At 59.2% G+C, this 22,058-nt stretch carries 18 protein-coding genes and 4 pseudogenes; 13 read left to right on the forward strand and 9 right to left on the reverse strand.

Annotated features, from left to right (window positions below; genetic code table 11):
- Together ATB1_RS05550 and ATB1_RS05555 are read right to left on the reverse strand one after the other, a co-directional pair.
- On the reverse strand, positions 1–682 hold a 682-nt coding region (locus tag ATB1_RS05550; protein ID WP_157837720.1), incomplete at its 3' end, for an FAD-dependent oxidoreductase.
- Positions 683–1,066: 384 nt separating this feature from the next.
- Positions 1,067–2,071 carry a DUF3179 domain-containing protein gene (locus ATB1_RS05555; RefSeq protein WP_042662628.1) on the reverse strand — a complete coding sequence of 335 codons (1,005 nt, stop codon included), beginning with the start codon at positions 2,069–2,071 and terminating at the stop codon, positions 1,067–1,069.
- Between the two features lie 236 nt (positions 2,072–2,307).
- Here ATB1_RS05555 and ATB1_RS23800 point away from each other — a divergent pair, with 236 nt between their 5' ends.
- From ATB1_RS23800 to ATB1_RS05590, 7 genes and pseudogenes are all read left to right on the forward strand, one after another.
- Positions 2,308–2,595 (forward strand): NAD(P)H-hydrate epimerase, encoded by a 288-nt coding sequence (locus ATB1_RS23800; protein WP_277813211.1) that lies wholly within the window; start codon positions 2,308–2,310, stop codon positions 2,593–2,595.
- The gene (locus ATB1_RS23805) at positions 2,520–2,906 is read left to right on the forward strand and encodes an NAD(P)H-hydrate epimerase (protein WP_277813209.1); all 387 of its coding nucleotides are present in this window, start codon (positions 2,520–2,522) and stop codon (positions 2,904–2,906) included. The genes ATB1_RS23800 and ATB1_RS23805 overlap by 76 nt, the downstream gene beginning before the upstream one ends.
- A 75-nt stretch (positions 2,907–2,981) precedes the next feature.
- The gene (locus ATB1_RS05570) at positions 2,982–3,497 is read left to right on the forward strand and encodes a redoxin domain-containing protein (protein WP_042661855.1); all 516 of its coding nucleotides are present in this window, start codon (positions 2,982–2,984) and stop codon (positions 3,495–3,497) included.
- Between the two features lie 107 nt (positions 3,498–3,604).
- A pseudogene (locus tag ATB1_RS24305) lies at positions 3,605–4,077 on the forward strand (DUF6789 family protein).
- A gap of 552 nt (positions 4,078–4,629) precedes the next feature.
- Positions 4,630–6,407: pseudogene (locus tag ATB1_RS24310) on the forward strand (nitrite/sulfite reductase).
- A pseudogene (locus ATB1_RS05585) lies at positions 6,397–7,861 on the forward strand (Coenzyme F420 hydrogenase/dehydrogenase, beta subunit C-terminal domain). The pseudogenes ATB1_RS24310 and ATB1_RS05585 overlap by 11 nt, the downstream one beginning before the upstream one ends.
- 112 nt (positions 7,862–7,973) lie before the next feature.
- Entirely contained in the window at positions 7,974–8,474 is a 501-nt protein-coding gene (locus ATB1_RS05590; RefSeq protein ID WP_241768084.1) for a helix-turn-helix domain-containing protein, read from the forward strand.
- Positions 8,475–8,869: 395 nt separating this feature from the next.
- Here ATB1_RS05590 and ATB1_RS05595 read toward each other — a convergent pair whose 3' ends face one another.
- The 5 genes and pseudogenes from ATB1_RS05595 to ATB1_RS22955 form a co-directional block, all read right to left on the reverse strand.
- A complete protein-coding gene (locus tag ATB1_RS05595) occupies positions 8,870–9,469 on the reverse strand; it encodes a hypothetical protein (RefSeq protein ID WP_042661809.1) in 600 nt (199 codons plus the stop codon).
- Complete coding sequence (locus tag ATB1_RS05600; RefSeq protein WP_128081408.1) at positions 9,456–10,379, reverse strand: DUF3179 domain-containing protein; 924 nt, start codon at positions 10,377–10,379, stop codon at positions 9,456–9,458. Before ATB1_RS05600 ends, ATB1_RS05595 begins: the two co-directional genes overlap by 14 nt.
- 581 nt (positions 10,380–10,960) lie before the next feature.
- Positions 10,961–11,984 (reverse strand): annotated as a pseudogene (locus tag ATB1_RS05605) (NAD(P)/FAD-dependent oxidoreductase).
- Between the two features lie 69 nt (positions 11,985–12,053).
- Positions 12,054–12,599: a YncE family protein gene (locus ATB1_RS22950; RefSeq protein WP_241768085.1), complete on the reverse strand. Its 546-nt coding sequence runs from the start codon at positions 12,597–12,599 to the stop codon at positions 12,054–12,056.
- An 80-nt stretch (positions 12,600–12,679) separates the two neighbouring features.
- Positions 12,680–13,198, reverse strand: coding sequence for a hypothetical protein (locus ATB1_RS22955; protein WP_241768086.1), 519 nt, complete (start codon positions 13,196–13,198; stop codon positions 12,680–12,682).
- A 369-nt stretch (positions 13,199–13,567) separates the two neighbouring features.
- Between ATB1_RS22955 and ATB1_RS05615 the strand changes: the two genes are divergently transcribed.
- The 5 genes from ATB1_RS05615 (at position 13,568) to ATB1_RS05635 (ending at position 17,664) form a co-directional block, all read left to right on the forward strand.
- Positions 13,568–13,915 (forward strand): hypothetical protein, encoded by a 348-nt coding sequence (locus ATB1_RS05615; protein WP_241768087.1) that lies wholly within the window; start codon positions 13,568–13,570, stop codon positions 13,913–13,915.
- 154 nt (positions 13,916–14,069) lie between these two features.
- Positions 14,070–14,627, forward strand: coding sequence for a carboxymuconolactone decarboxylase family protein (locus ATB1_RS05620; protein WP_042662624.1), 558 nt, complete (start codon positions 14,070–14,072; stop codon positions 14,625–14,627).
- 122 nt (positions 14,628–14,749) lie between these two features.
- Positions 14,750–15,739 carry a sulfite exporter TauE/SafE family protein gene (locus tag ATB1_RS05625; protein WP_082256287.1) on the forward strand — a complete coding sequence of 330 codons (990 nt, stop codon included), beginning with the start codon at positions 14,750–14,752 and terminating at the stop codon, positions 15,737–15,739.
- A 103-nt stretch (positions 15,740–15,842) separates the two neighbouring features.
- Positions 15,843–16,706 (forward strand): SDR family oxidoreductase, encoded by an 864-nt coding sequence (locus ATB1_RS05630; RefSeq protein WP_042661804.1) that lies wholly within the window; start codon positions 15,843–15,845, stop codon positions 16,704–16,706.
- A complete protein-coding gene (locus ATB1_RS05635; RefSeq protein ID WP_042662625.1) occupies positions 16,699–17,664 on the forward strand; it encodes a patatin-like phospholipase family protein in 966 nt (321 codons plus the stop codon). Before ATB1_RS05630 ends, ATB1_RS05635 begins: the two co-directional genes overlap by 8 nt.
- A 25-nt stretch (positions 17,665–17,689) precedes the next feature.
- Here the strand turns inward: ATB1_RS05635 and ATB1_RS05640 are convergent, their stop codons facing one another.
- Positions 17,690–18,574 carry a hypothetical protein gene (locus tag ATB1_RS05640; RefSeq protein WP_042662626.1) on the reverse strand — a complete coding sequence of 295 codons (885 nt, stop codon included), beginning with the start codon at positions 18,572–18,574 and terminating at the stop codon, positions 17,690–17,692.
- 68 nt (positions 18,575–18,642) lie between these two features.
- Positions 18,643–20,004, reverse strand: a complete 1,362-nt coding sequence (locus tag ATB1_RS05645; protein WP_042661852.1) for an NAD(P)/FAD-dependent oxidoreductase — start codon at positions 20,002–20,004, stop codon at positions 18,643–18,645.
- Between the two features lie 132 nt (positions 20,005–20,136).
- Here ATB1_RS05645 and ATB1_RS05650 point away from each other — a divergent pair, with 132 nt between their 5' ends.
- Complete coding sequence (locus ATB1_RS05650) at positions 20,137–21,546, forward strand: FAD-dependent oxidoreductase (RefSeq protein ID WP_042661801.1); 1,410 nt, start codon at positions 20,137–20,139, stop codon at positions 21,544–21,546.
- Positions 21,547–22,058 lie beyond the last annotated feature (512 nt).

Below are 22,058 nucleotides of genomic sequence, written 5' to 3' on the forward strand. Positions count from 1 at the left end.
TGAACCGATCGGCGTACCGATCGGTGAACGCCTCGGCAACCTCCTCGTCGGCCTCCGGGAGGAGATTCGGGCGTCGCCCGATAATCGTCACATCGCTCCCGAACGTGCCGAAGAAGTGCCCGAGCTCGGCGGCGATGTAGCCGCCTCCCACGATCACGAGGTGGTCCGGTGGGGTTTCCAGCTGCAACGCTTCGGTGCTGGTGAGATAGTCCACGTCGTCGATACCACCGATATCGGGGATTGCTGGCCGCGTGCCTGCAGCGATTAGGACAGTCTCTGCTCGAATTCGGGCTCCCTCGTCCTCACCGCTGACAACTTCGACTGTTCGTTCGTCCACGAAACGACCTTCGCCTTCGTAGAGATCATGTTGCGACGAGGAGCGGAGTCCGTTCCGGATAGAGTCAGCGTCGGCACTCACTTCGTCGTTGACTTCCTGGACGATCTCCGCGAAGTCGATGTCGGTGACAGCAGCATCGATGTGAAATTCGTCAGCGCTCTCAACTGTCTCTAATACATCTGCGTGGTAGAGCAGCATCTTCGACGGAATACACCCCCGATTCAGACACGTCCCGCCGAGCGGTCCTTTTTCCACGACCGCCACGGACTGACCGCGATTCGCAGCAGCGTTTGCGACATCAAGTCCGGAGCCGGAGCCAATGACCAAGAAATCGACTTCGTCCATACACCGTGTGTCCACGCCCGAGAATAATAATCACCTGCGCCAGTGTTCGGTTTTCTCCCACACTCGCGACGGGACACAGTACCACTGAGTCGTCGGTTCTATTTTGGTTCCACTACTTCTTCACAAGAGGGGCACTCGGCGAAAACTCCGATGGAGCTATCCGACCGCTCGAACGTGATCAACTCGTCGACCGGGTGGATGTCGTGACCACAGGTGGGGCACACACCGAGGCGCGAATCGTCGCTCATCATCGAAGTGGGGGGTGGAGCGTGTGACAGAACGCCCCGTTCAGATATCTGTCGAAAACACGCATAAGGATTCGTCGGGGTTGCAACAGTGTTTCACAGCGGCGGCTGTGGACCGCTATGGTGGAACCAATCGTTTTTAGTGGATTTCCCCGAGCCCGTAGAAACTTTCCGGGCCATGATCGTCCTGCCACGCAAACGCATAAAGGCGTCGTGCTGGAACCCGAGATAGAGTACGCCCGTCATCACTTTGCCCCGTCTGGGTCTCCCACGAGACGCCATCGGCGTACAGTATCCCCCTGCGCAACTCGAAGTCGTATCCGGGATCCACGAACGCGTGAATCGTGCCCTCCGTACTGACGACGAGTACGTCGAGATTTCCGACTGTGTCGGTAACGACGCCTCCCGCAACCTGTACTTGGGGCACCGGATACCCGACCGCGTCACCGTCGTTGACGATCCCCAATACGACCGTTTTGGGATCGATGTCGTTGCGTTCCCACGTGCGTTTCCGTCCTTCGCCTCGCATTTCACGCAGGCCGAATCCGTCAGCAGCGTCGTACCGCTCGTAGGGGGTCATCTTGTACACTGCTCGTGGTGAGTTCCCACGGGGATCACCCTCGCCGCCGTGGACCGGCTGGAGTACGATTCCATCCGGGTACTCTGCTCGAAAGTGCTGCCAGGACATCATCGACGCTGGCACGACGGGCAGCTCTTGTCCACTGAGTGGACCGTCAATTGCCCGACCAAGTGGCTGCTTCCACTCCGACTCGGTTTCGCGATCGTACATCACAAGGGCGTCGTCGGCAAGCTTCCCGGAAGTCCCGAACGTTAATACGCGGTTGTCGACTCGTCGGTCGTAGACGACTGCGCTCGCACAGATCGGACACCACGTGACCGCAATCGGACGTGCGCCATCTGTCGAGTCTCCGGAGCTGTTCGACTTACCGCCCGGTCCCCTGTCGTCACCGAGGGTGTCGTTGACGATCTCGTGATAGCTGAGAATCCGTACAGGATACGCTCGTGCAGGGGAAGTCTCGACGACAATCACTTCGTCGTCATCGTCCCCAAAATATTCTGTACCGAACACGGGGTCGTCGATACTTGGAATGGCGTCCCGTGGGAGGACGTCCTGGGTATGCATACCTACAGAATAGAAGGGAACATCAATAACCGCTGTGAACAGCCCGTTCGATATTCCTTCGGACTGCTTCGAATACCACTGGCGGGGTATTTGATACTGCTCCGTGTTGGGTGGGTATGGCTCGGAACTCATTTCGCACGTCGACTGGACGGGCCGTGCCCGGCGTGACTGCCGACGAGATGCGCGATGTCGACCGTATCGCCGTGGAGGATGTCGGATTACAGGTGCTCCAGATGATGGAGAACGCGGGTCGAATACTCGCCTGGCACGTCCGCGACGTTGGAAACGGCGAGGCGATAATCGTCGCCGGAAACGGCGGGAATGGCGGCGGCGGTCTCGCCTGTGCACGGCATCTTGCGAATCGTGGAATTCCGGTACAGGTGGTTCTGGACAGGCCCGCTGCAGAGCTGAGTGGCGATGCTGCCCATCAGTACACATTCTCGACGAAATGGGACTCTTTCTCACCACCGGCGTCGATTCGCTCGCAAACTCCAGCGACCAGGCGGTACTCGTCGACGCACTGATCGGCTACGGGCTCAGCGGTGAGGTTCGCTCACCGGCGGCCGAATTCATCGACCGAATAAATGAATTGACAGGGCCAACGATCTCGCTTGATATTCCCTCTGGGATCGACGCGACGACAGGCGAACCGCTTGGAACGGCGGTTGTCCCGGATCGCACGGTGACACTCGCACTTCCGAAGACAGGACTCGACGCACCGACAGGAGAGCTGTACCTTGCGGATATCAGCATCCCTCGAACAGTCTACGAGCGACTCGACATCGAGTACGACCGCCCGTTCGGAGACGATGACTGGGTTCTGCTCGACCAGTAGGTCGAACGCTGCCTCTGTGTGATACTGTTGCACGCCCCCCGCTTCTTGAAGTCCGTAGTTGTGTTAGTATTTCACATGATCCGTGTAGGACAGGAGGCACCGGATTTCACGCTTCCCGGAGCGGCCGCCGGGACGGTCGAAACGCACGGTCTCTCGGAGTACACTGATCGGGGGTGGGCGGTGGTTCTTGTGTTCTATCCATTCGATTTCCATCCGGCGTGTACAGAGCAGTGGTGTTCGCTCCGGGATGCTGACTGGCTCACGCTCCTGGACGACGTGGTCGTCCTCGGCATAGGGGCGGATGGGGCCTACTCCCACCGCGAGTATGCGACGAAAAACAACATTCAGTTCCCGCTCCTATCTGACACGGACGGGCAGGTCAGTCGAGCATATGGCGTATTGGCCGAGGAGTTTGAGGGACATCGAGATGTTCCCGAGCGAGCGACGTTCGTCGTCGACCCTGACAGAACCGTCCAGTACGCGTGGTCAGCTCGTAGCCCGGAGGAACAACCCAATCTCGAAGCACTGCGGAAAGCAACCAACTTCCGCGACAATCAATGCGCTATCGAGGATGCCGACGAGTCGACCTGAGGGTCTAGGCGACAGGAGCTCGAAGACCTTAATAAACATTTCGGGACTCTGGGTTAGTCCCACATGCTCTCCTTCTTTTTATTGAACACTGGACGGTTTCCCCTACTATGGCCACTGAAACTAGGCGTGAAGTCCAGACCGATTCACAGTCGGTTAACTGGAAGGCGGGTGCCGTTGGTGGAATAGCAGGCGGAATCGTCATGGGTGTGTTGATGCTCGCGATGAACGACGCGGTACTTGCGGTGGCGATCCCGTCGTTGTATACGCTGCTCCGCCACCAAATATCCCTGTAGGGGTAGCTGTCCACGTATTTCACGGTACAGTCCTGGGTATCATTTTCGCTGGGATTGCTAGCAGCCTAGAGCTCGACTCCTCACGCAATATCATCGGCCTCGGTCTCGCTTGGGGCATCGTGACTTGGGCTGTTCTGGCCGCACTTCTCATGCCAGTCTGGCTCAGCACCGTTGGTTCCCCCGCCTCGCCTCCGTTTCCCAACTTCGCGCCGCCGTCTCTCATCTGGCACGTAGTGTATGGACTCGTGCTGGGTGGCGTTTATATTGCGACTAAAGACAGACTCTGACTCTACTTAGCTGAAACAGGGAGAAACTGCCGTTTTGGCTCTGTAGAATCACTCTGGGAGTTATAGATTCGATTGGTAGTTTGAACGAGTGCAGGCTCTTCGGAAGTCACGATTGCTCCAGTTCGTTTAAGAGGCATTTCACTCACAACATCGACAAGACACTCGAACGCTAAATATAACGGTCTAATTGATTACCGAGATCATCACCGAAAGAATAGGATTACCGCAGCCGTTTTGAAATCGTCAAACATTGGGTTGTTTCAGCTAATGTGCAGCATGCAGCGCGTGGGTGAAACAATCGTCGATGACGAACAGAGCCAGCCGGTCATCAAAATCCACGTTGATTGTACCGGACATTGTTGCTGGTTGTGAGTACAATTTATTCTGGTCTTTCGTGAGCATGAGCCCTTCTAAGGGAGATTCAGAAGCTATAGTGGCTCTAATCGGGCTATAACGCGCAAATTCGTCCATCCACGACTAGGGCAGGAATCTCGGGGACAACGACATACATCAGCACTCGTACGAATCTAGCTGTCACGGTGTGTGATACCAATGAACAAAGTCGAGCAATGGAAGCAGGAGAAACATCCTCTCGATATTATTGAGGACGTTTACGAGTACGCGGCTGATGGCCTCTCGTTTGAGGAGATTGAAGAGAGAGCAGGCGATGGCGAGTGGGAGCGGCTGAAGTGGGCTGGGATGTATGCCCACGGCCGTCAGGAAGGGTACTTTATGCTCCGTACGAAGGTGCCCGGTGGATATCTTACACCCGAACAAGCTGAGGTCATCGGTGAGGTGGCCGACGAGTACGCCACCGCACCCGACGAGTACGGCGGCAAAGAGCAAAATGACGTTTGGGGGGACGCCTTTCTCGATATAACGACGCGACAGGACGTCCAGATGCACTGGATTAAAATCGAGGATATGCCCGACATCTGGAAGGCTTATGACCAGGTCAACCTGACGACTATACAGGGATGTGGCGACAGCGCTCGCAACGTCCTTGGTTGTCCAGCGGCAGGTCTCGATGAACACGAGTGCTTCGACGCTCAGCCTGTCGTCGAAGCGGTTTCGGACTTTTTCACCGAGAACCGCGAGTACGCGAACCTTCCGCGGAAGTTCAAGATGACCATTACCGGTTGTCGGGAGGACTGTGCTCAGTCGCAGATCAACGACGTTGGCCTCATACCGGCTCGTAGGAGCGTCGACGGTAAGGAAGTATACGGCTTCCACGCCCGCGTCGGTGGCGGGCTCTCCGATGGACCCCGCATGGCGTCAAATCTAGATGTCTTCGTCCAGCCCGAGGACACCGTCGAGTTCTGCCGTGCGGTCGCACAGACGTTCAAAGAACTCGGCGATCGCAACAACCGGGGCGTTTGCCGGATGCGATATCTCGTCCAGCAGATGGGACCACGGAAATTCGAGGAGGCAGTGCGTGATCGCTGTGACGTTGACCTGCTCTCGCGGGGACAGGATCTCACGCGAGGGTACCGAGGCGACCACGTGGGGGTACACGAACAGCGCGAAGAGGGACTCTACTACATCGGATTCAACGTCATCGCGGGTCGCATGGGGGGTGACGAACTCTCCGAGGTCGCCAGGCTGCCGAGACGTACGGTACCGAAGGCACCTCTATTCGACTCGCCACTGACCAAAACTTCCTCATCACGCATATTCCCGAGGACAATCTCACAGCTCTGTTAAACGAACCGTTCGCTCGAAAGTACGAACACGATCCAGGTCCGTTCGCCCGCGGTGCGGTCGGCTGTACGGGTTCAGAGTTTTGCAACTACGGTATCATCGAGACAAAAAAGCGTGTCTACCGATGGGCTCGTTCCTTGGATCGTCATGTCGACGTACCCGACGGTATCATCGAGACAAAAAAGCGTGTCTACCGATGGGCTCGTTCCTTGGATCGTCATGTCGACGTACCCGACGATCTCGACGTGGTCAGAATGCACATGTCGGGCTGTTCGGCTTCCTGTGCACAGCCGCAAATAGCCGATATCGGGTTCCGTGGTGAAACCGTCAAAATAGACGATCCCGAAGGAACGACCAACGAAGAGGGCGACAACATCGTCGAGGGGATGGATTTCGGACTCGGCGGGAGCCTCGGTCCGAACAACGAATTCCTCGATTGGGTCGAGCACGCGGTTCCCGCCCGCGCTGTCGTACCTGCGCTCCAGCAGTTGTTTGACGTCTTTGGCGACGAACGCACTGAGGCCGAACGCTTCTACGAGTGGACCCGACGAACCAGCAACGCCCGGCTCCGGAGTATCATGCAACGGGCTGACGCGAACGTCTCCGGAGGTGTCGCCCATGGGGACTGACGAGAGTGGTCCTCTTCCCGGCGTTCCCGACGCCAGCACCGATGGTGTCTCCTGCAGCTGTAACGAGGGATGTGACTGCAGGAATCGTCCAGCTGCTGCTGACGGGGGTGCCCGTCCCAGTAACGTCGACAGCGAAGGGAATCTGATCAACTTGACTTTCAAAACGCCGGCCGAGGGAAAGAGCCAGGATATCTCCCAGAAGGCTCGGGCAGACGTGTACAGGTGCCTGACGGTGTCGATCTTGATACACCTGGTTACTCGATTCGTCGCGAGATGAACGACATCGAGGAACCCGACGACAAGACGTGGTTCATGGAACTCGATGAGGCCGTTATCGACGAGGGACGCTGTATTCAGTGTGGTACCTGTGTCGCCGCCTGCCCGTCAGACTCGATCGGTATCGGTGAAGACGACTTACCAGAACTTGTCAAGATGTGTACAGGCTGTTCGCTCTGTTGGGACTTCTGCCCCGCGGGGGACTCAGGTACGAACGGCAGTGGAAGATCACTGGCGGCGAGGACAACGTCTCGGGTGCTGGCGATACGATCACGGAGTTTTCGGCGAAGGTCGACGAAGAATGGCAGAAGAAAGCCCAAGACGGTGGGCTCGTGACGAGTGTACTTCTCCACTTACTGGAGGCGGACGAGATCGACGGCGCACTCATCGCTACCGAGAGCGAAGACGAACCCTGGAAGGCAGAAAGTCTGCTCGCCACTACGCCTACGGAACTCATCGAAAACGCGGGGAGTTTCTACAATCAGACGATGGCGCTCGGTAATCTCAATGTCGATCGGTGGCGCGAAAAATTCCCCGAAAAAGATCCTCGAGAGCTCTCGTTGGCGCTCGTCGGAACGCCCTGTGAAATCGAGGGAATTCGTGCGTTGCAGGATTTTGACTGGGACTACGCCAGCCAAGAGGAGGGAGTCAGGGCGATCGAGTATACGATCGCTCTAATGTGTACGAAGAATTTCAACTACGAACGTCTCATCGGCGAGCAACTCCAAGAGAAACGTGGTATCGATCCGACGGACATCGGTAAGATGGACGTTCTCCACGGCGACATGATGGTTTACGACAAGAGGGGTGAGATGATGCTCAAAGAGGACATCGAGGAATTCCACGGTGCAGCGCTGAAGGGCTGTGATGAGTGTGCGGACTTCACCGGCTACTGCGCGGATCTGACCGTCGGCTCAGTGGGTTCGAGTGACGAATACTCCAGCGTCATCATCCGAACCGAACAGGGACTGAAGGCGTGGAAACTCACCGAACCAGACCTCGATTACCACGACCTAGAAGACCGCTCAGCAATCGGAGGTCTCCAGTCGTGGGACAAAAAGAAGGCTTTCGAGTCGCTCCACCGGCCCTTCGATCCTGACGCTCCACGGTTCATCGAGTATACGGACCATGCCGAGTGGTACGGAACCGAACGGAATCCACACGAGGCAGATCACTGATTTTCGCACGCAATCTGGTACACATAACGGCCATATATCGCTCGATATGCTTGTCCACCGCACGAACAATCGTTGTCGAGACTTATGAGAGTCGGCGCTCTCGTTCTGTACTATGACAAACGAAGTTTCCTCGGCTACGCTTTTCGAATGCGACTCCTGCGGTAACCTCGGTATCGGTCAGGAAGGGATAATTTGCTGCGACACAGCGATGACGCGGGTTAGTGACGAAAATATTGGCGTCAGCGAACCATCGCTCAACCAGTTGATGCGGACCGTCTTCGATATGTCCGAAACCGAGTTGGACATTTGTCTTTGTGTTATGGAAGGTGGCGAACAGACCGTAGCAGAGCTTGCTGAGCAGATTGATTATGACAGAAGTGTCGTCTCCCGGCATCTCAACCATCTTGCCGACCTCGGCGTAGTTGACAAACAGCGGCGGATCCTCAAAGAAGGCGGACAGGTCTATGTATACACACCGAATGACCCGGCTGCGGTGAGACGAAATCTATTGGGAGCATTCATATTCTGGGTCCACGGGGCTACCTCACTTATCGATTCATTGAGTCGAGAAAATTCTGGGTCCACGGGGCTACCTCACTTATCGATTCATTGAGTCGAGAAAAGGTCGAGGCTATCGTCAAGACTGATGCAGAGGACCCTCAGTGGAAAATCTATCAGGAGTGAAAACGGCGGCTTTGTTGAAATTCTATTAGCCCAACATCTTTATTGCTGACACAGCCGCAAAGTAAGTGTGCCAGCTTCGCGGACTATTCTTGGCGGTTCTCCCACGACTTGCCGATTGCTACTCCAAGGACGAACCCGACTCCGATTCCGACGGGGATATTATCTATTGCAATACCAATTCCAGCACCAAGAGCGAGACCGATTCCAATGCCAGTCCCGGTACCTCGGCTTATTGCTGATGATTTGATCATCCAGTAGTTTAGCGTGACTATCTGATAACTATTCTCTCTGTATTGTTCAATAAGACACTGAGTAGAATTCTACTTAGAGCCTCGCCGGATCGATCTGCCGACCGACGAGGACGAGGCTCCCGACCAACAGCACAACGGCGATCGGCAACAGGAACTGGAATGCTGTCACGATGATGCCCGATGCTTGGATTCCGAGGACGATGAGGACGACTGGTCCACAGCAGGCAGTTCCCGACAGAACGGCGGGGATGCTCGCGAGGAATCCGGACGACGAGGACCCGATTCCGCAGGCCGCTGGCTGGCGCCACGCGAGATACGTAAGACCGAGGTTTAGACCGACCAGGCTGGCGATACCGAGACCTAAAACCGTGTTGAGCGAGAACAAGTAGGTCACTGGGCCGACCGACACGCGAGCGACGGGAGTGAACGAAAACGGACCGAGTTCCGGCTGGAAGAACTTCTCGAGAGCTCCAGAGACGACGGTCACGTCGAACCCTCCGATACCCGGTGCGAGGTGCCCAAGTGCGTATAGATAGATCAAAAGATATCCAACCGCCGTCCCGACGACGACGAGCGTCGCATCAGGGCGGCGGAAGACCTCCGTCGCGGCTGCAATCGTTCGAGAGACCGCTGCTCCGAGCCGCCCGAAAGGGACGTTGTTACGCGTAGACATTGGTGTCTGGGTAGTATCCGTGCCAGGCGAACCACATCGCATCGAACGTGTGGATCCCCGCGAGCGGCAGGGCATTCGGTTCGTACGAGGAATCCCCAACTAGCACCGCACTGCCGTCGGTCGTGACGGTCCGTTCGTCAGGGTTCAGGTAGACGTATCCGGTATCCAGGCGTTGGTCGGCGACTGCGACTACCGGCGTCCCGCTCAGTTCGCCCGTCATTATCCGTTCCTCGAGGAGCGTCGATTTGTCGAACGCGACGGCTCCGTCTGCAGTCCGGGCACCCATGAACACGCGTTTGCGGCTGAATCGGTCGTCTTCTTCGAGCGTTTTGAAGAGCGTGTTTTCGTTGGCATAGTACTCCGGGCGGATTGTAGGACCGTACGGGTCTCTACCGTAGTTTTTTGCGAATCCCGTCTCCGTCGAGAGGACCTGTGTATCGGGATAGCGATCCTGCCACTGCTCCCAAGTCGTCCACACGAGTCTGAACTCCCGCAGCGATTTGGTTCCGGGAGCCGAATTCCATGGCCCAGGTATCGACGTAGCGAGAATCTGGGGCCACCAGGCCTCAGTTGCCCGGTCGTACATGACGAGATTGTTGTTGATCAGGCGGCCGGAGACGCCAAAGGTCGTCTCCCCGCGCTCGAATCCTTGGACAGTTCCGGTCAGCGGACAGTACGTCACCGCGACAGCGAGATCTCCAAGGCGGTCGTTGACGATCTCGTGTTGCACGAGAATCTTCTGTGGGTATGCTTTGATATCACCGTTCAGTGCGACGCCGAACACGGGATCACCGGGTTCGAGGAAATCGGCGTCGTCAGATCCGACGAACAACGGATCGTCGATAGATGGAATCCCGTCTTTGGGTGGTCCCCCCGAGACCGCGAGTGATTCGAGTTCGCTGGGATCCATCGGCAGTATCGCTGGGATCCATCGGCAGTATCAGTGTCTCCTCGGCAGTCGGGACGCCTCCGTCGGTGACCGACGTTGATCCGGCGGCACTCGACTCTGCTGTCGTGGTCGGGGTTTCCTCAGATCCAGGGTCTGCACCGCTGGTACACCCCGCGAGCGCACTGAGTCCAGCTACTGCGACGAACTGACGTCGAGTGAATCCCATTAGTGAACAGAACGGGTGAGATCGGATTAACGCTTGAGCGATCGTGTGACTTGCACACACACGGTGTTGGTTACTTATTGTATTCACCCGAAGCGTATAGAGGAACGATAGTTCGGCCCGACCGAGCGGTTGTTTAATTAGCTCGAACCGGCCCTCATCTGGCCAACCTTGGTTCCGGCGACGAGGTAGGCGCTCCTGCGTACGTCGAGGTCGGACGAGTACCACGTGCGCTTGCGCAGGCTGCGTTACAACGATCGGCCAGTTGCCGACCTCCGGACGGATTGTGCCAACGTTCTATCGAAGGGTTGCCCGCTTCCACCGCCTCTACCGTGAACCGGTCAAGATACCAACGGTGGCAGCGTTCGACGGACGCAGTTCACTTTCCGTACGTGTGGAAGTCGACGGCCTGTTCGAGCAGTTCGTCCGGAATCCCGGGAACCTCTTCGGAGCGTACTGGGCCTTGCTCCTTGAGAAGGTCGGGATCTCGGGGAAAATCTCGGAGCTGGAAGTGTACGTCGATCCCGGCTTTCGCACCCTGACCGAGCGCGACCGGGATCTGATTGTGCCCCGGCGTACAGTCGCCGACGGCGTAGACGTCGTCGACCGATGTCCGTCCGTGGTCGTCCATCTCGATCGTGCCGTCGTCGTTGATCATACACCCGAGCTCCCTGGCGAGCCCGTTGTTGTACTCGGCGCCGTACATGGCGAATCCGCCTTGTACTCACGAACGCTCCCGTCCTCGAACTCGAGGGCTTTCAGCCAGCCGTCTTCGCCGTTCTGGACGCCCGAGACGTCGTCGTGTACGACGTCGATCGGGTGGTTTTTGAGCATCTCGGCGGTTTCCTCGCTCCACTCGGGGTCGTTACCTCGGGTGAGCAAGTCGACCTCGTCGGTGAAGTTCAGCATGATAGCCGCGACGTGAGCGGCGCTCTCGGCGTGCCCCATCACGTACACCGACTTGTCGACGAACATGTGGGCGTCGCAGTGCAGACAATAGTGGAGCCCTGGCCAGTCCGCGGCAATGGCGGCTCCGGCCGAACGTCGTTGAACCCGGTCGCGAGAACGACACGGTCGGCTTCGTACTCTGCGCTGTTACCGGATAGTCGGATGCCGTCCGAATCGGGCCGCGAACAGGTCGTGACCATGTCTCGGTGGATGTCGCACCCGTACCCCTCGAGTTGTTCTTGACCGATTCCGAGAAATTCCGCTCCACTCGTCTCTTCTTTCACGCCGAGTAAATTGTGGACCTCCTGCATCATCGCCGCCCGTCCACCACCACGACTGACGACAGCCGTATCGTGTCCAAGTCGCGTGCTGTACAGAGCTGCCGTCATTCCGGCGGGACCGCCGCCGACCACGACGACGTCGTACTCGTGCTGCTCTGTGGAATCTGACGCCATATGTACGGTGTCTCAGTCGAATAGCAAAAGTCCCTTGTCGCCCGACACACTGGGGAATCGTAGGCGTCCTTACAATCGATGGCCGCACGCGCAGTTTCCGATACAGTAGGTCGTCTCAGGTTGCTCGGCGGAAATGCCGAGTCGAGCTATTGCGAGAGCCATTGAAGCCGACGGATCGCTCTGTGGCCGGACCTGAGCCGAAGTCGCTCCGTACGGACTCGGCCCGACGCTGATTCGCTCGATTACTTCCCTGCGCTCGTGATCGATCACCGCCACCTCGTCGGCGGTCTGGACGGGTACGTAGAGCTTCGTCCGTGAGGGGTCCCACGTCCCGACGAATGCTGATCCACCAAGGTCGAGTCGCGTGGTCACAGTCCCGTCGGTGAGGTCGACGACGGTCACGTCGTTCGAGCCCGGCGTGAACACGTATCCTATCTCGGAGTCCGGGCCGATCTCGCTGGTCAACGGACGTCGTCCGAATCCGTCTTCGACCGTCAGTCTCCTTATCTCGCTCGGTGCGGCTGGATCGTCCAGCGTCCAGATACTCTCACTACCCCCATTGGCCTCGTTGTGTTCGACGAGCAAGGTTCGTCCATCCGGTGCGACAGTTCCCATCCACGGACGAGCAGGACCATCTCCAACTGGTTCTACGTCGATTTGTGTGACGATCTCGAACGGGTCGATCGACAGGACGGTTAGCGTGTCTCCGAAGAGATCCGGGACGTACGCGTAGTTCCCATCCGGATGATGGTGATGTCACACGGGCCAGGACCGTCCCTGTCACCGCGTCCACCTTCCGGAGTCCGGTCGATTTCGGCAGTCACCTCGCCGAACGTCTCTGCCGTCGGATCGGCGTCGAGTCGGAACTGGGTATGACTGGGTTCTCTGGCGCTGACGATGACGTGGCTCCCGTCGGGCGTCTGTTCGAGCCAGTTCGCGCCGGACTCAGTCTCGACGGCTGCCGTCTCCGAGAGTGACCCGACCGCAAGGCCCCGAACTCCGCGTCCGACGTTGAGCCATAGCGAGTCGTCTGCCTCGTCAGTCAGGCCCGGCGTGTATTGGTTCGAGGGAAACGACGACGAGAGGCTGATTGCACGCGTGTCGACGAGTTCGTCACGCTCAGGTCGATCAGACTCACTGTGCCGTCGCCAGTGTTGAACACGAACACTGTCGGCTGTTTGGCGGTGTCGCCACCACCGTCTCCGCCGATGCATCCCGCTGTCGCGACGGCTCCAGCAGTTGCGCTCCCGGCGAGCAAGTGTCGACGCGACACGCCCTCCGCTGAGGTGGGCGAATCTCTTCGATTTGGATAGAGCACGGGGTCTGTCTCCTCTTCGGTCATATTCAGTTATTGACTCCGCATGTAATAGTCAACCCTGACCGAGATACCGGTACTGCCCAGCCACGCGAGCACAGGTCGATTGATTTTCGATACCCAATTCTTTCTGTTTCGTTTTGTCTCTGCATCGGGAGCTATCGACCTCTCCGTGTCGACGTTTTCAGACACTTTCGCGAGTGTGCGTCTCTCTTCAACGCCCGCATCGTGGTTTTGTAGATACCTTGCGTCTGATAGAACTGAACTCATGGCATCAGTTATTGCCGGACTCGCTGGCGGCGTGGTTGCAACGATCGTTATGACCATCGCGATGATGGTGATGGGAGATGGCGGACCGCCGCCGACGGCGCGCCTCGTCGCGAAGTTCGCTGGTGGCGATCCCGAGGACTACGCGATGCCCGGGATGGCGTTACACTTCATCTACGGTATCGTTGCCGGCGCCGTCTTTGCCGTCGGCGTTCCGCTGATCGGGCTTAGTCTCGGTTCTATCGGCGTCGCCATCGGTCTCGGGCTCGTCTATGGCATCGTCCTCATGATCGGGGGGATGATGTTCTGGATGCGGATGGTCATCGGGATGGAACCGATAAGGGTATGATGATGATGTTCGGCACCGTCCACGTCATCTACGGCGTCGTTCTCGGCGCCTTCCTCGGCGCTGGCATCCTCGCCTAAGAGGACACCGAGTCACGACACGAAGCGAACGTCCCCCCAAGGCCCAGGATTACAGCCATCATACTACACAGACACACATGTCCCGACTCCCGCTACTCGAATTAGACGACATCCCAGAGGAGTATCACCACCTGTTCACCGACGAGTACCTCGGCGATCGCCACATCTTCCGGGCGTGGGCGCACAACCCGGAAGTCCTTGAGGCGACGCTGGAGTACCTGAACGTCCTGTACGACCAACTCGGCCAGCGACGCAAGGAGCTGGTCATTCTGACCGTGGCCCGCGCCCGTGGGGCTCGCTACGAATGGCACCAGCACGTCGCCATCGCTCGCGACAAGGATGTCACGATCGAGGAGATGCAAGCCATCGGAGGGAACGACCTCTCCGTGTTCGACGACGCCGAGTTCGTCCTGCTCCAGTACGCCCGTGCAGTCGAGTCGGGAACCGTCACCGACCAGATTCACGATGCCCTGACCCGTCACTACTCGTCTGGCGATATCGTTGCCCTCGGTCTGCTCGTGGACTTCTACGTGGGGCTGTGTAACTACATCGCCTCCGTCGATCTCCCGTTCGAAGGCGGCGAGTTCGTCGGCTGGACCCCTGACGAGGAAACCGTGTCGGCACTCTTCGAATAGATGGCGGGGATGGGTGATACCAGTAACTCTAACGGTGGACTGCCTCTCTGGGCTCAGGATTGCCAGCAACCTGAGCCGCTCATGTGTCCGAAGAAACGACACTCCCACTGGAGGCTCCGAGCATGAAACGGTCTCCCGTTCTCGCATTCGGTGGTGTTGTCGGACTGTCGGGAGTGTTCACCCTGCCGCTGTTCGGAGTGGGGACTGGCATCGAGCTTGGGACGGTCGCATTACAATCGCTTCCAGTCCCGGCTGGCTTTCCAGTCGACCAGTTCCTCGCCCACTGGTGGGTATTCCCAGCCTCCATCGTATTCTCGATGGTCGCGCTCGCCTCAGGTGTCTCCGGGGCGCTGTTCTTCAGTCCGTTCTTCATGTTACTCGTCGGGCTGTCCCCCTCGCAGGCGATCGGAGCGGGACTCATGACAGAGGTATTTGGAATGGGCAACGGATTGCTAAACTACGTCCGACAAGGGGTCGTCGATTACGCCACGGCAAAGTGGCTCCTGATCGGGGCGGTCCCGGCCGTCGTGGTCGGTGCGCTCGCCGCCCACGTTGTGCCGACGGCGCTCCTCACGATCGCGTTCGGTGCCGGTCTCCTCCTCCTAGGCGCGTTCCTCGTATACTACGACCCGCCCGAGGAGTGCGTCCCGGGCGAGTGTGAGGGCGAGTTCCTGAAAAAGAAGAACACCGGACGTGGAACGACGACCATCGAGACGAAGGATGGTGAAACGTACACCTACGACACCTGTTGGCGTCCGCCCGGCCTCGGTCTGGCGACTGCTGGCGGGTTCATTACGGGGCTAATCAGCGCCGGCCTCCCGGAGATCACGACTACCCAGCTAATTGTCCGGTGTCGCCTGCCCCCACGGGTGGCAATCGCGACGAGCGTGTTCGTGCTCGCGGTGGCTGCGATCGCCGGTGCCGCCGTCCACGCGCTCGCTGCGACGCCCGTCTGGTACGTGGTCGCGTGGTCGATTCCTGGTGTCCTCATCGGCGGGACGATCGGCACCCGAGTTGGGAAATACGTTCCCAGCGAAATCATGGAGCCGGCGCTCGGCGTCGTCTTCGCCATCGTCGGCGTGATCGTGCTCGCGAGCGAATTGCTCGCGTAGAGGTGAACGACCGGTCGTCCCGAAGGAACGCTGACCCGCGTTGCTCTTGCGTTACACGCTCGACACACCTCTTTACGCGCTGTCGACGTACTACTGTGTGAGCATGTCTACCAACACGTTCGACCTCTCAGAACCGGAGGTGACTGCTAGCGACCTTCTCGTGCTCGATGACCCCCACTTCGGTCCGGAGACCGTCGCTGTCGTCACGGGTGCCGCCTCCGGGATCGGTCAGGCTACGTCGGTCGCACTCGCAGCAAACGGGCTCTCCGTCGTCGGGGCCGATATCGACGAGGACGGACTCGACGAGACGGTCGATCTTGCCGACGACGTTGACGCGTCGGGCACGATCCACCCCGTTCCGACCGACCTCACCGACGACGGAGACGTCGAGACGATGATCGACACAGCCGCCGACCACGGGGAGCTGCGCTATGTTGCGAACATCGCCGGGATGCAACACATCGCGTCGATTCCCGAGTTCCCGATGGAGAAGTACGACCTGCTTCTCGATATCATGCTTCGGGCCCCGTTCCTGACCGCCAAGTTCGCGATGCCTCACATTCGGGAGACCGACGACGGGGTCGGTGCGATTGCGAACATGTCCTCCGTGCACGGCCACTACGCGACCCAGGACAAGCCCGCGTACATCACCGCCAAGCACGGTCTCAACGGACTCACGAAGTCGATCGCCGCCGAGGGTGAGGGGATGCTTCGAGGGTTCTCGGTCAGCGTCGGGTACGTCCTCACCCCGCTGATGGTGAACCAGATTGAGGACACCGCCGAGGAGCGTGGCATCTCCGAGCAAGAGGTCGTCGAGGACGTGATGCTCGGACAGGCCCGCACGAAAGAGATGATGACTCCCGTCGAGGTCGCCAACCTCTTCGTATTCGGCTTCTCGCGCCACGGCAAACACCTCAACGGTGGTGACCTGCTCTGGGACGGCGGCTACACCACGACCTATGAGTGAGGATGCGCCCACCAAGGTCGCCATCGCGTGCCAGGGCGGCGGCAGCCACACGGCGTTCACTGCCGGCGTACTGAAAGAGCTCCTTCGAGAGTGGGACGATGGGTACGAACTCGTCGGCATCAGCGGCACGTCGGGGGGTGCGTTCAACGCCCTCGCGACGTGGTACGGACTCGTCACCGAGGGCGAAGAGCGCGCGGTCGAACTGCTCGACGCGCTCTGGGAGGATCTCGCGGCCGATGACCTCACCGATCGGATGACTAACCAGTGGGTCGTCGGGCTCTCACGGATCGAGGCGAGCGGGCTTCCGGTGCCTCAGGTCAGTCCATACTTTGCTCCTGGATCACGACTTGGGAAAGAACGGATCAGGCAGGTCCTCGAACGACACATCGACTTCGAGGAGGTTCCCGATCTCTGTAAGCGCGAGGTGCCGGAACTCGTCGTCGGCACGGTCAATATCAACGCCGGTGTCTTCGAGACGTTCACCAACGAAGCGGTCACGCCCGACGCCGTCCTTGCCTCTGCGGCAGTTCCGACGCTGTTCGAGGCTGTCGAAATTCACGGACACTACCACTGGGACGGACTGTTCAGCCAGAATCCTCCGATCGACGATCTGATGACGGGCGATGCCGCCCGCAAGCCAGACGAGCTGTGGGTGATCCAGATCAACCCGCAGGAACGCGAAGGCGAGCCCACCTCCCTCGAGGAGATCGCCGACCGCCGCAACGAACTCGCGGGCAACATCTCGCTGAACCAGGAACTGCGAGTGATCGAGCGTGTCAACGACTGGATCGATGCCGGTCACCTCCCAGAGAGTGACTTCTCCAAGACCCGGATTCGACGGATTGAGATGGGACGGGCGTACCACTGCTCGACGAAGGTCGATCGGAACCCATCGTTCCTTCAGGAGCTGATGGAACTGGGTGAGGAACGTGCGACGGGGTTTGCAGCCGAGCTGTAATCCGTCCTTGAGTTTTCGCTGGCTGTTACGGTACCAGAACGGCGTGTCCGGTTGCCGCCAAGACGACTAATAAATAAAATATAGTTCCCAGGGCTGCGCTCGTCGCGACGACGGCATCAGGATCGCGTCGGGGGAGCGTGTGACGGAGAAGTGGAATCTCGGTGAGCTCCGGACGCGTCAGGACATGGTTCATGAACACCCCGAAGGTGCCCACGACCAAGGGGCCGAAGAGGAAGCTATTGACCAGCCGAAGGAGCCACTCTGTAGCCCTGTCTCCGAGTGCGAACGTTGCGATTGGGCCTAGGACCATCTGTGGTGGCGGTAGCACGGTCATCGCCTGCCCGTACTTCGCATAGAGGAACAGCGCGACGCCGAGGCCAATCGCGATGAGCTTGACGAGTCTCCCTCGCTGGGCAGAGAGAGCGCGTGGCAGGACAAAAAGACCCAGCAGGAACGCGATATTCATCCCCACCCATGGGCCGATGTCCTGTAACGCGAGCGGGAGCCCCGTCGCGAGAATTCCCATACTGAACCAGTCGAGGCTCAACAGTCGTGCGTTTGGACACGATCCCCCCAGAATCTGTTGCCGGTGCGTCGGGTGGAGCAGATGGATACTGACCCTCAGGAGGAAGAATGTCGGAATCAGCAGGACGTATGCGAGCAGTCGTATCTGTAGGCCGGCGGGTGTGGCGACCGCACCGATAGTGATGGCGGTGGAGAAGTCGATGAGACCATTGACGAACCAGAAGGTAAGCAACGACGGCGCGAATAGACAGCCGTTCAGTATCGTAGCGAAGTACCCCGTCGAATAGGAGAACTCCTGTGAAAACAGATCGATGGCTGCGGCTCGAAGATTCGTTCCGAGTTCGAATAACGAAGCTAACCGCGCCTGAAACGTTTTCAACGTCATCCTGTCATCGACTGAGGCGGTATACCATCTACAAGTGGGTGCCGAGATGCGCCGTCCGATGGAGCTGTTCAGAGAGGGACATCTTGAAACGCCGACTCGACAACCTTGCTCAGCGTCGGGTGGGCGTGGATCGCCCCGGCGACATCGTCGACGGTCGCTCCAGTCCGCATCGCGAGGACCGCCTCGTGGAGTAGCGTTGAGGCCTCGTAGCCGATGGCGTGAGCGCCCAGAATTTCGCCGTCCGGTGCGGCGAGCACCTTCACGAACCCGTGATCGAGCTTCTTCGCCCGGCCCATCGCCGAATCCGCGTAATCAGCACGTCCGACGACGTACTCGGTGCCCTCGTCGTCGAGATCCTCTTCGGTCGCCCCGACCCCGGCGATCTGTGGCTCTGTGAAGATCGTGTGCGGCATCGCCGAGAGGTCGATGGCTCGCGACTCCCCGTGGACAACGTTCGCGACCGTGTGCCGGGTTTCGTAGTCTCCGGAGTGTTTGAACAGGGCATTGCCGGCGATGTCGCCCTGCGCCCAGACATTTTCGGCGGTGGTCTGCAGGTATTCGTCGGTCTCGATGAACCCCCGGTCGTCGACATCGATATTCGCCGTCTCGAGGTTGAGCGTATCGCTGTTGGGCCGGCGCCCCAGGGCAACCAGCACCTCGCTCCCCTCGACGGTCGTCTCGTCGCCGGCCTCGGTTTCGGCGTGGACGGCGTACCCCCTACCCGCCTCCTCGACGGCCGTCACTCGGTGGCCAGTGTACACCTCGTGGCGGTCGGCCGCGATGTCGGTGAACGCCTCGGCGATGTCGCCGTCTTCACGAGGGATTAGCGAGTCCATCATCTCGACGATCGTCACGTCCGTCCCCATCGCGTCGAAGAAGTACCCCAACTCGACGGCGATGTACCCGCCCCCGAGGATCACGAGGCTTTCCGGCGTCTCTCGGAGGTAGAGGGCATCTTGGCTCGTGAGGTACTCCACGTCATCGAGACCGTCGATCGGCGGCACGATCGGTCGGCTTCCGGCGGCGACGACTACTTTCTCGGCTGTGACGGCCTCACCGTCGAGTTTGACTGTCCTCTCGTCGACGAACTCCGTACGCTCCTTGAACAGCGTGAGGTTCTCTTTCTCGCGGTAGCGCGCTTCCATGTCCTCGGCGATGCCGCCGAGCAGCTCGTCCATCTCATCCACGACGGCGGTGTGGTCGACAGCGTCGAGGGTGGCGTCGACGTGGAACTTCCCGGCGTCGCGGACATGGTTCACCGCGTTGGCGGCCTGAATGAGCATCTTCGAGGGGTTGCATCCCCGATTGAGACACGTCCCGCCGAGCGGACCCGGTTCGACGAGTGCCGTCTCCAGCCCGGCGTCGGCTGCCGCTGCAGCCACGTTGTTACCCGTTCCACCGCCGATCACGAGGACATCGAAGTCAGCCATATCTCTCTCGATGACACTGACGACAAAGAAGGTCTCCCGGCGGTTCGATTCGATTGCACGGACGCTTCCGACACTGGAATCGCGCCACACACGCGAGACGCGTTTATTATCCGGTCGTCCGTTGCAGTTTCTATGTCTACTTTCGTTGTCGTTGGTGGTGACGCCGCCGGGATGTCAGCAGCCAGTAAAGCGAAGCGTGATGACCCCAATGTGGACGTAATCGTCTTCGAGCAGGGCGAATGGGTGTCGTACGGTGCCTGCGGACTCCCGTACTATATCAAAGGAGAAATACAGTCATTAGAGGATCTCGTATCGGTCTCCCCGGAGGAATTTCGCGAAGACCGGGACATCGACCTCCGGATCGGGCACGAGGTCGTCGACATCGATCCCTCGAACCGGACCGTCACGGCTCGGAGTGACGCCGGCGAGGTTGTCCAAGAGTACGACCACCTGCTCGTGGCGACGGGTTCGGAAGCGGTTGCCCCACCGATTGACGGCCTCGATCGGACTGGTGTCTACACCCTTGGATCGATGTCCGACGGCAAGGACCTCCGCGAGTACGTTGGGCGGGCCCGCTCAGAGGGTGAGCTCCAACAACCGGACCGCGGCCCGGCCTGCCAGTTTTTGGAGACGTGCAACGGACCCGTGGGGATCGTCGGTGGGGGATACATCGGTGTCGAGATGGCCGAGGCGCTCGCCGAGAATGGATTCGAGGTCCATCTCTTCCAGCGCGGCGACCGGATTCTCAAGCAGTTCAGCGCGGCCACCAGCGAGGCCGTTTTCGACCACCTCAACGAGCAGAACGTCGCCATCTACCTGAACGCGGAAGTACGCGAACTCGCTGGTGACGATGCAGTACAAGCGGTCGTCACCGGAGACGACCGCGTCCCGGTCGAGATGGTCCTCGTGGGGACGGGCGTCCGCCCTCGGACCGATCTCGCAAAGGATGCGGGGATCGAACTCGGCGAGACGGGCGCGATTGCAACCGACGCCTATCGGGAGACGAATCTGCCCGATGTGTATGCAGCGGGTGACTGTGCGGAGGCCGAACACGTCGTCACCAGTGAACAGGTGTACGTCCCGCTCGCGCTGACGGCCAACAGACACGGCCGAGCCATCGGCCAAACCATCGCCGGTACGCCGACGGAGGGGGGCGGAGTCGCCGGGACGGCGGCGGTCAAGGCGTTCGAGGTAGAGGCCGCCAGAACGGGTATCCTCGATCACGAGACGGCACGGGATGCGGGCTTCGACCCCGTCACGGAAACGATCGAGGCCAAGTCACGGGCAGGTTACTACCCGGAGGGCGGAACCGTCCGCGTGACGCTTACTGTCGACGGACCGTCCGGTCGAGTCCTCGGTGGCAGCCTTGTTTCCGAGTATGGCGAGGGAGCGGTCCACCGGAGTCACGCGCTGGTCAGTGCCGTAACCGAGGGGATAACCGTCGACGAATTGTCCAACTACGACCTCGCATACGCACCACCGTTCAATACGACCTGGGATCCTATTCTGACGGCGGCGAAGGTCGTCGACAGTAGACGGTGAGTGTTCTCCTTTTTTTCTAATAGCGTCGCTCGTAGTAGGACCGTGATTGGTTCACCGGTCGTTCACGAAATCTGCTGATTTGAGGAGGTTCCATCGTGTCGGGAAACTGCCCGGGAGATGCATACGCGAGCGTCGGAATCAGGAACCATCCAATCCAGATCGCCATCGCCGGAATGTTCCTTGGACCGTACGTAGGGGGCTTTGGCGAGAGTTGCGTGCGGAGCGGGTCATAGGAGCAGCTTCGGCCGATGATGGAGGCTGCTCCATTCGAGAATACGGCCACAGCCGACGACCCAGTCGCATACGTTCAGAACGATCGCTGATCGGCTTCTCGCAATTTGTGTATGATGAAGGGGTATGACCCGGATGTTGTAAGCGGGTAACGAGTGGCGTTATTTGCCCTCCCGACGAATGCTTGATTCATGAATACAACGCGTTCTCTCTCTCGACGTCGTCTTCTGAGTCGGGGAGGCGTGATTACCCTCGCCGCACTGGCTGGCTGCGCAGACAGC

Source organism: Haloferax sp. ATB1 (genome assembly GCF_000730175.1).

Coding starts and splice junctions, on each gene's coding strand:
- ATB1_RS05555 (WP_042662628.1), bottom strand. CDS start 2,071: ATGCATACCCAGGACGTCCTCCCACGGGACGCCATTCCAAGTATCGAC.
- ATB1_RS23800 (WP_277813211.1), top strand. CDS start 2,308: ATGGAGAACGCGGGTCGAATACTCGCCTGGCACGTCCGCGACGTTGGA.
- ATB1_RS23805 (WP_277813209.1), top strand. CDS start 2,520: ATGGGACTCTTTCTCACCACCGGCGTCGATTCGCTCGCAAACTCCAGC.
- ATB1_RS05570 (WP_042661855.1), top strand. CDS start 2,982: ATGATCCGTGTAGGACAGGAGGCACCGGATTTCACGCTTCCCGGAGCG.
- ATB1_RS05590 (WP_241768084.1), top strand. CDS start 7,974: ATGACAAACGAAGTTTCCTCGGCTACGCTTTTCGAATGCGACTCCTGC.
- ATB1_RS05595 (WP_042661809.1), bottom strand. CDS start 9,469: ATGTCTACGCGTAACAACGTCCCTTTCGGGCGGCTCGGAGCAGCGGTC.
- ATB1_RS05600 (WP_128081408.1), bottom strand. CDS start 10,379: ATGGATCCCAGCGAACTCGAATCACTCGCGGTCTCGGGGGGACCACCC.
- ATB1_RS22950 (WP_241768085.1), bottom strand. CDS start 12,599: ATGGGAACTGTCGCACCGGATGGACGAACCTTGCTCGTCGAACACAAC.
- ATB1_RS22955 (WP_241768086.1), bottom strand. CDS start 13,198: ATGCATCGGCGGAGACGGTGGTGGCGACACCGCCAAACAGCCGACAGT.
- ATB1_RS05615 (WP_241768087.1), top strand. CDS start 13,568: ATGGCATCAGTTATTGCCGGACTCGCTGGCGGCGTGGTTGCAACGATC.
- ATB1_RS05620 (WP_042662624.1), top strand. CDS start 14,070: ATGTCCCGACTCCCGCTACTCGAATTAGACGACATCCCAGAGGAGTAT.
- ATB1_RS05625 (WP_082256287.1), top strand. CDS start 14,750: ATGAAACGGTCTCCCGTTCTCGCATTCGGTGGTGTTGTCGGACTGTCG.
- ATB1_RS05630 (WP_042661804.1), top strand. CDS start 15,843: ATGTCTACCAACACGTTCGACCTCTCAGAACCGGAGGTGACTGCTAGC.
- ATB1_RS05635 (WP_042662625.1), top strand. CDS start 16,699: ATGAGTGAGGATGCGCCCACCAAGGTCGCCATCGCGTGCCAGGGCGGC.
- ATB1_RS05640 (WP_042662626.1), bottom strand. CDS start 18,574: ATGACGTTGAAAACGTTTCAGGCGCGGTTAGCTTCGTTATTCGAACTC.
- ATB1_RS05645 (WP_042661852.1), bottom strand. CDS start 20,004: ATGGCTGACTTCGATGTCCTCGTGATCGGCGGTGGAACGGGTAACAAC.
- ATB1_RS05650 (WP_042661801.1), top strand. CDS start 20,137: ATGTCTACTTTCGTTGTCGTTGGTGGTGACGCCGCCGGGATGTCAGCA.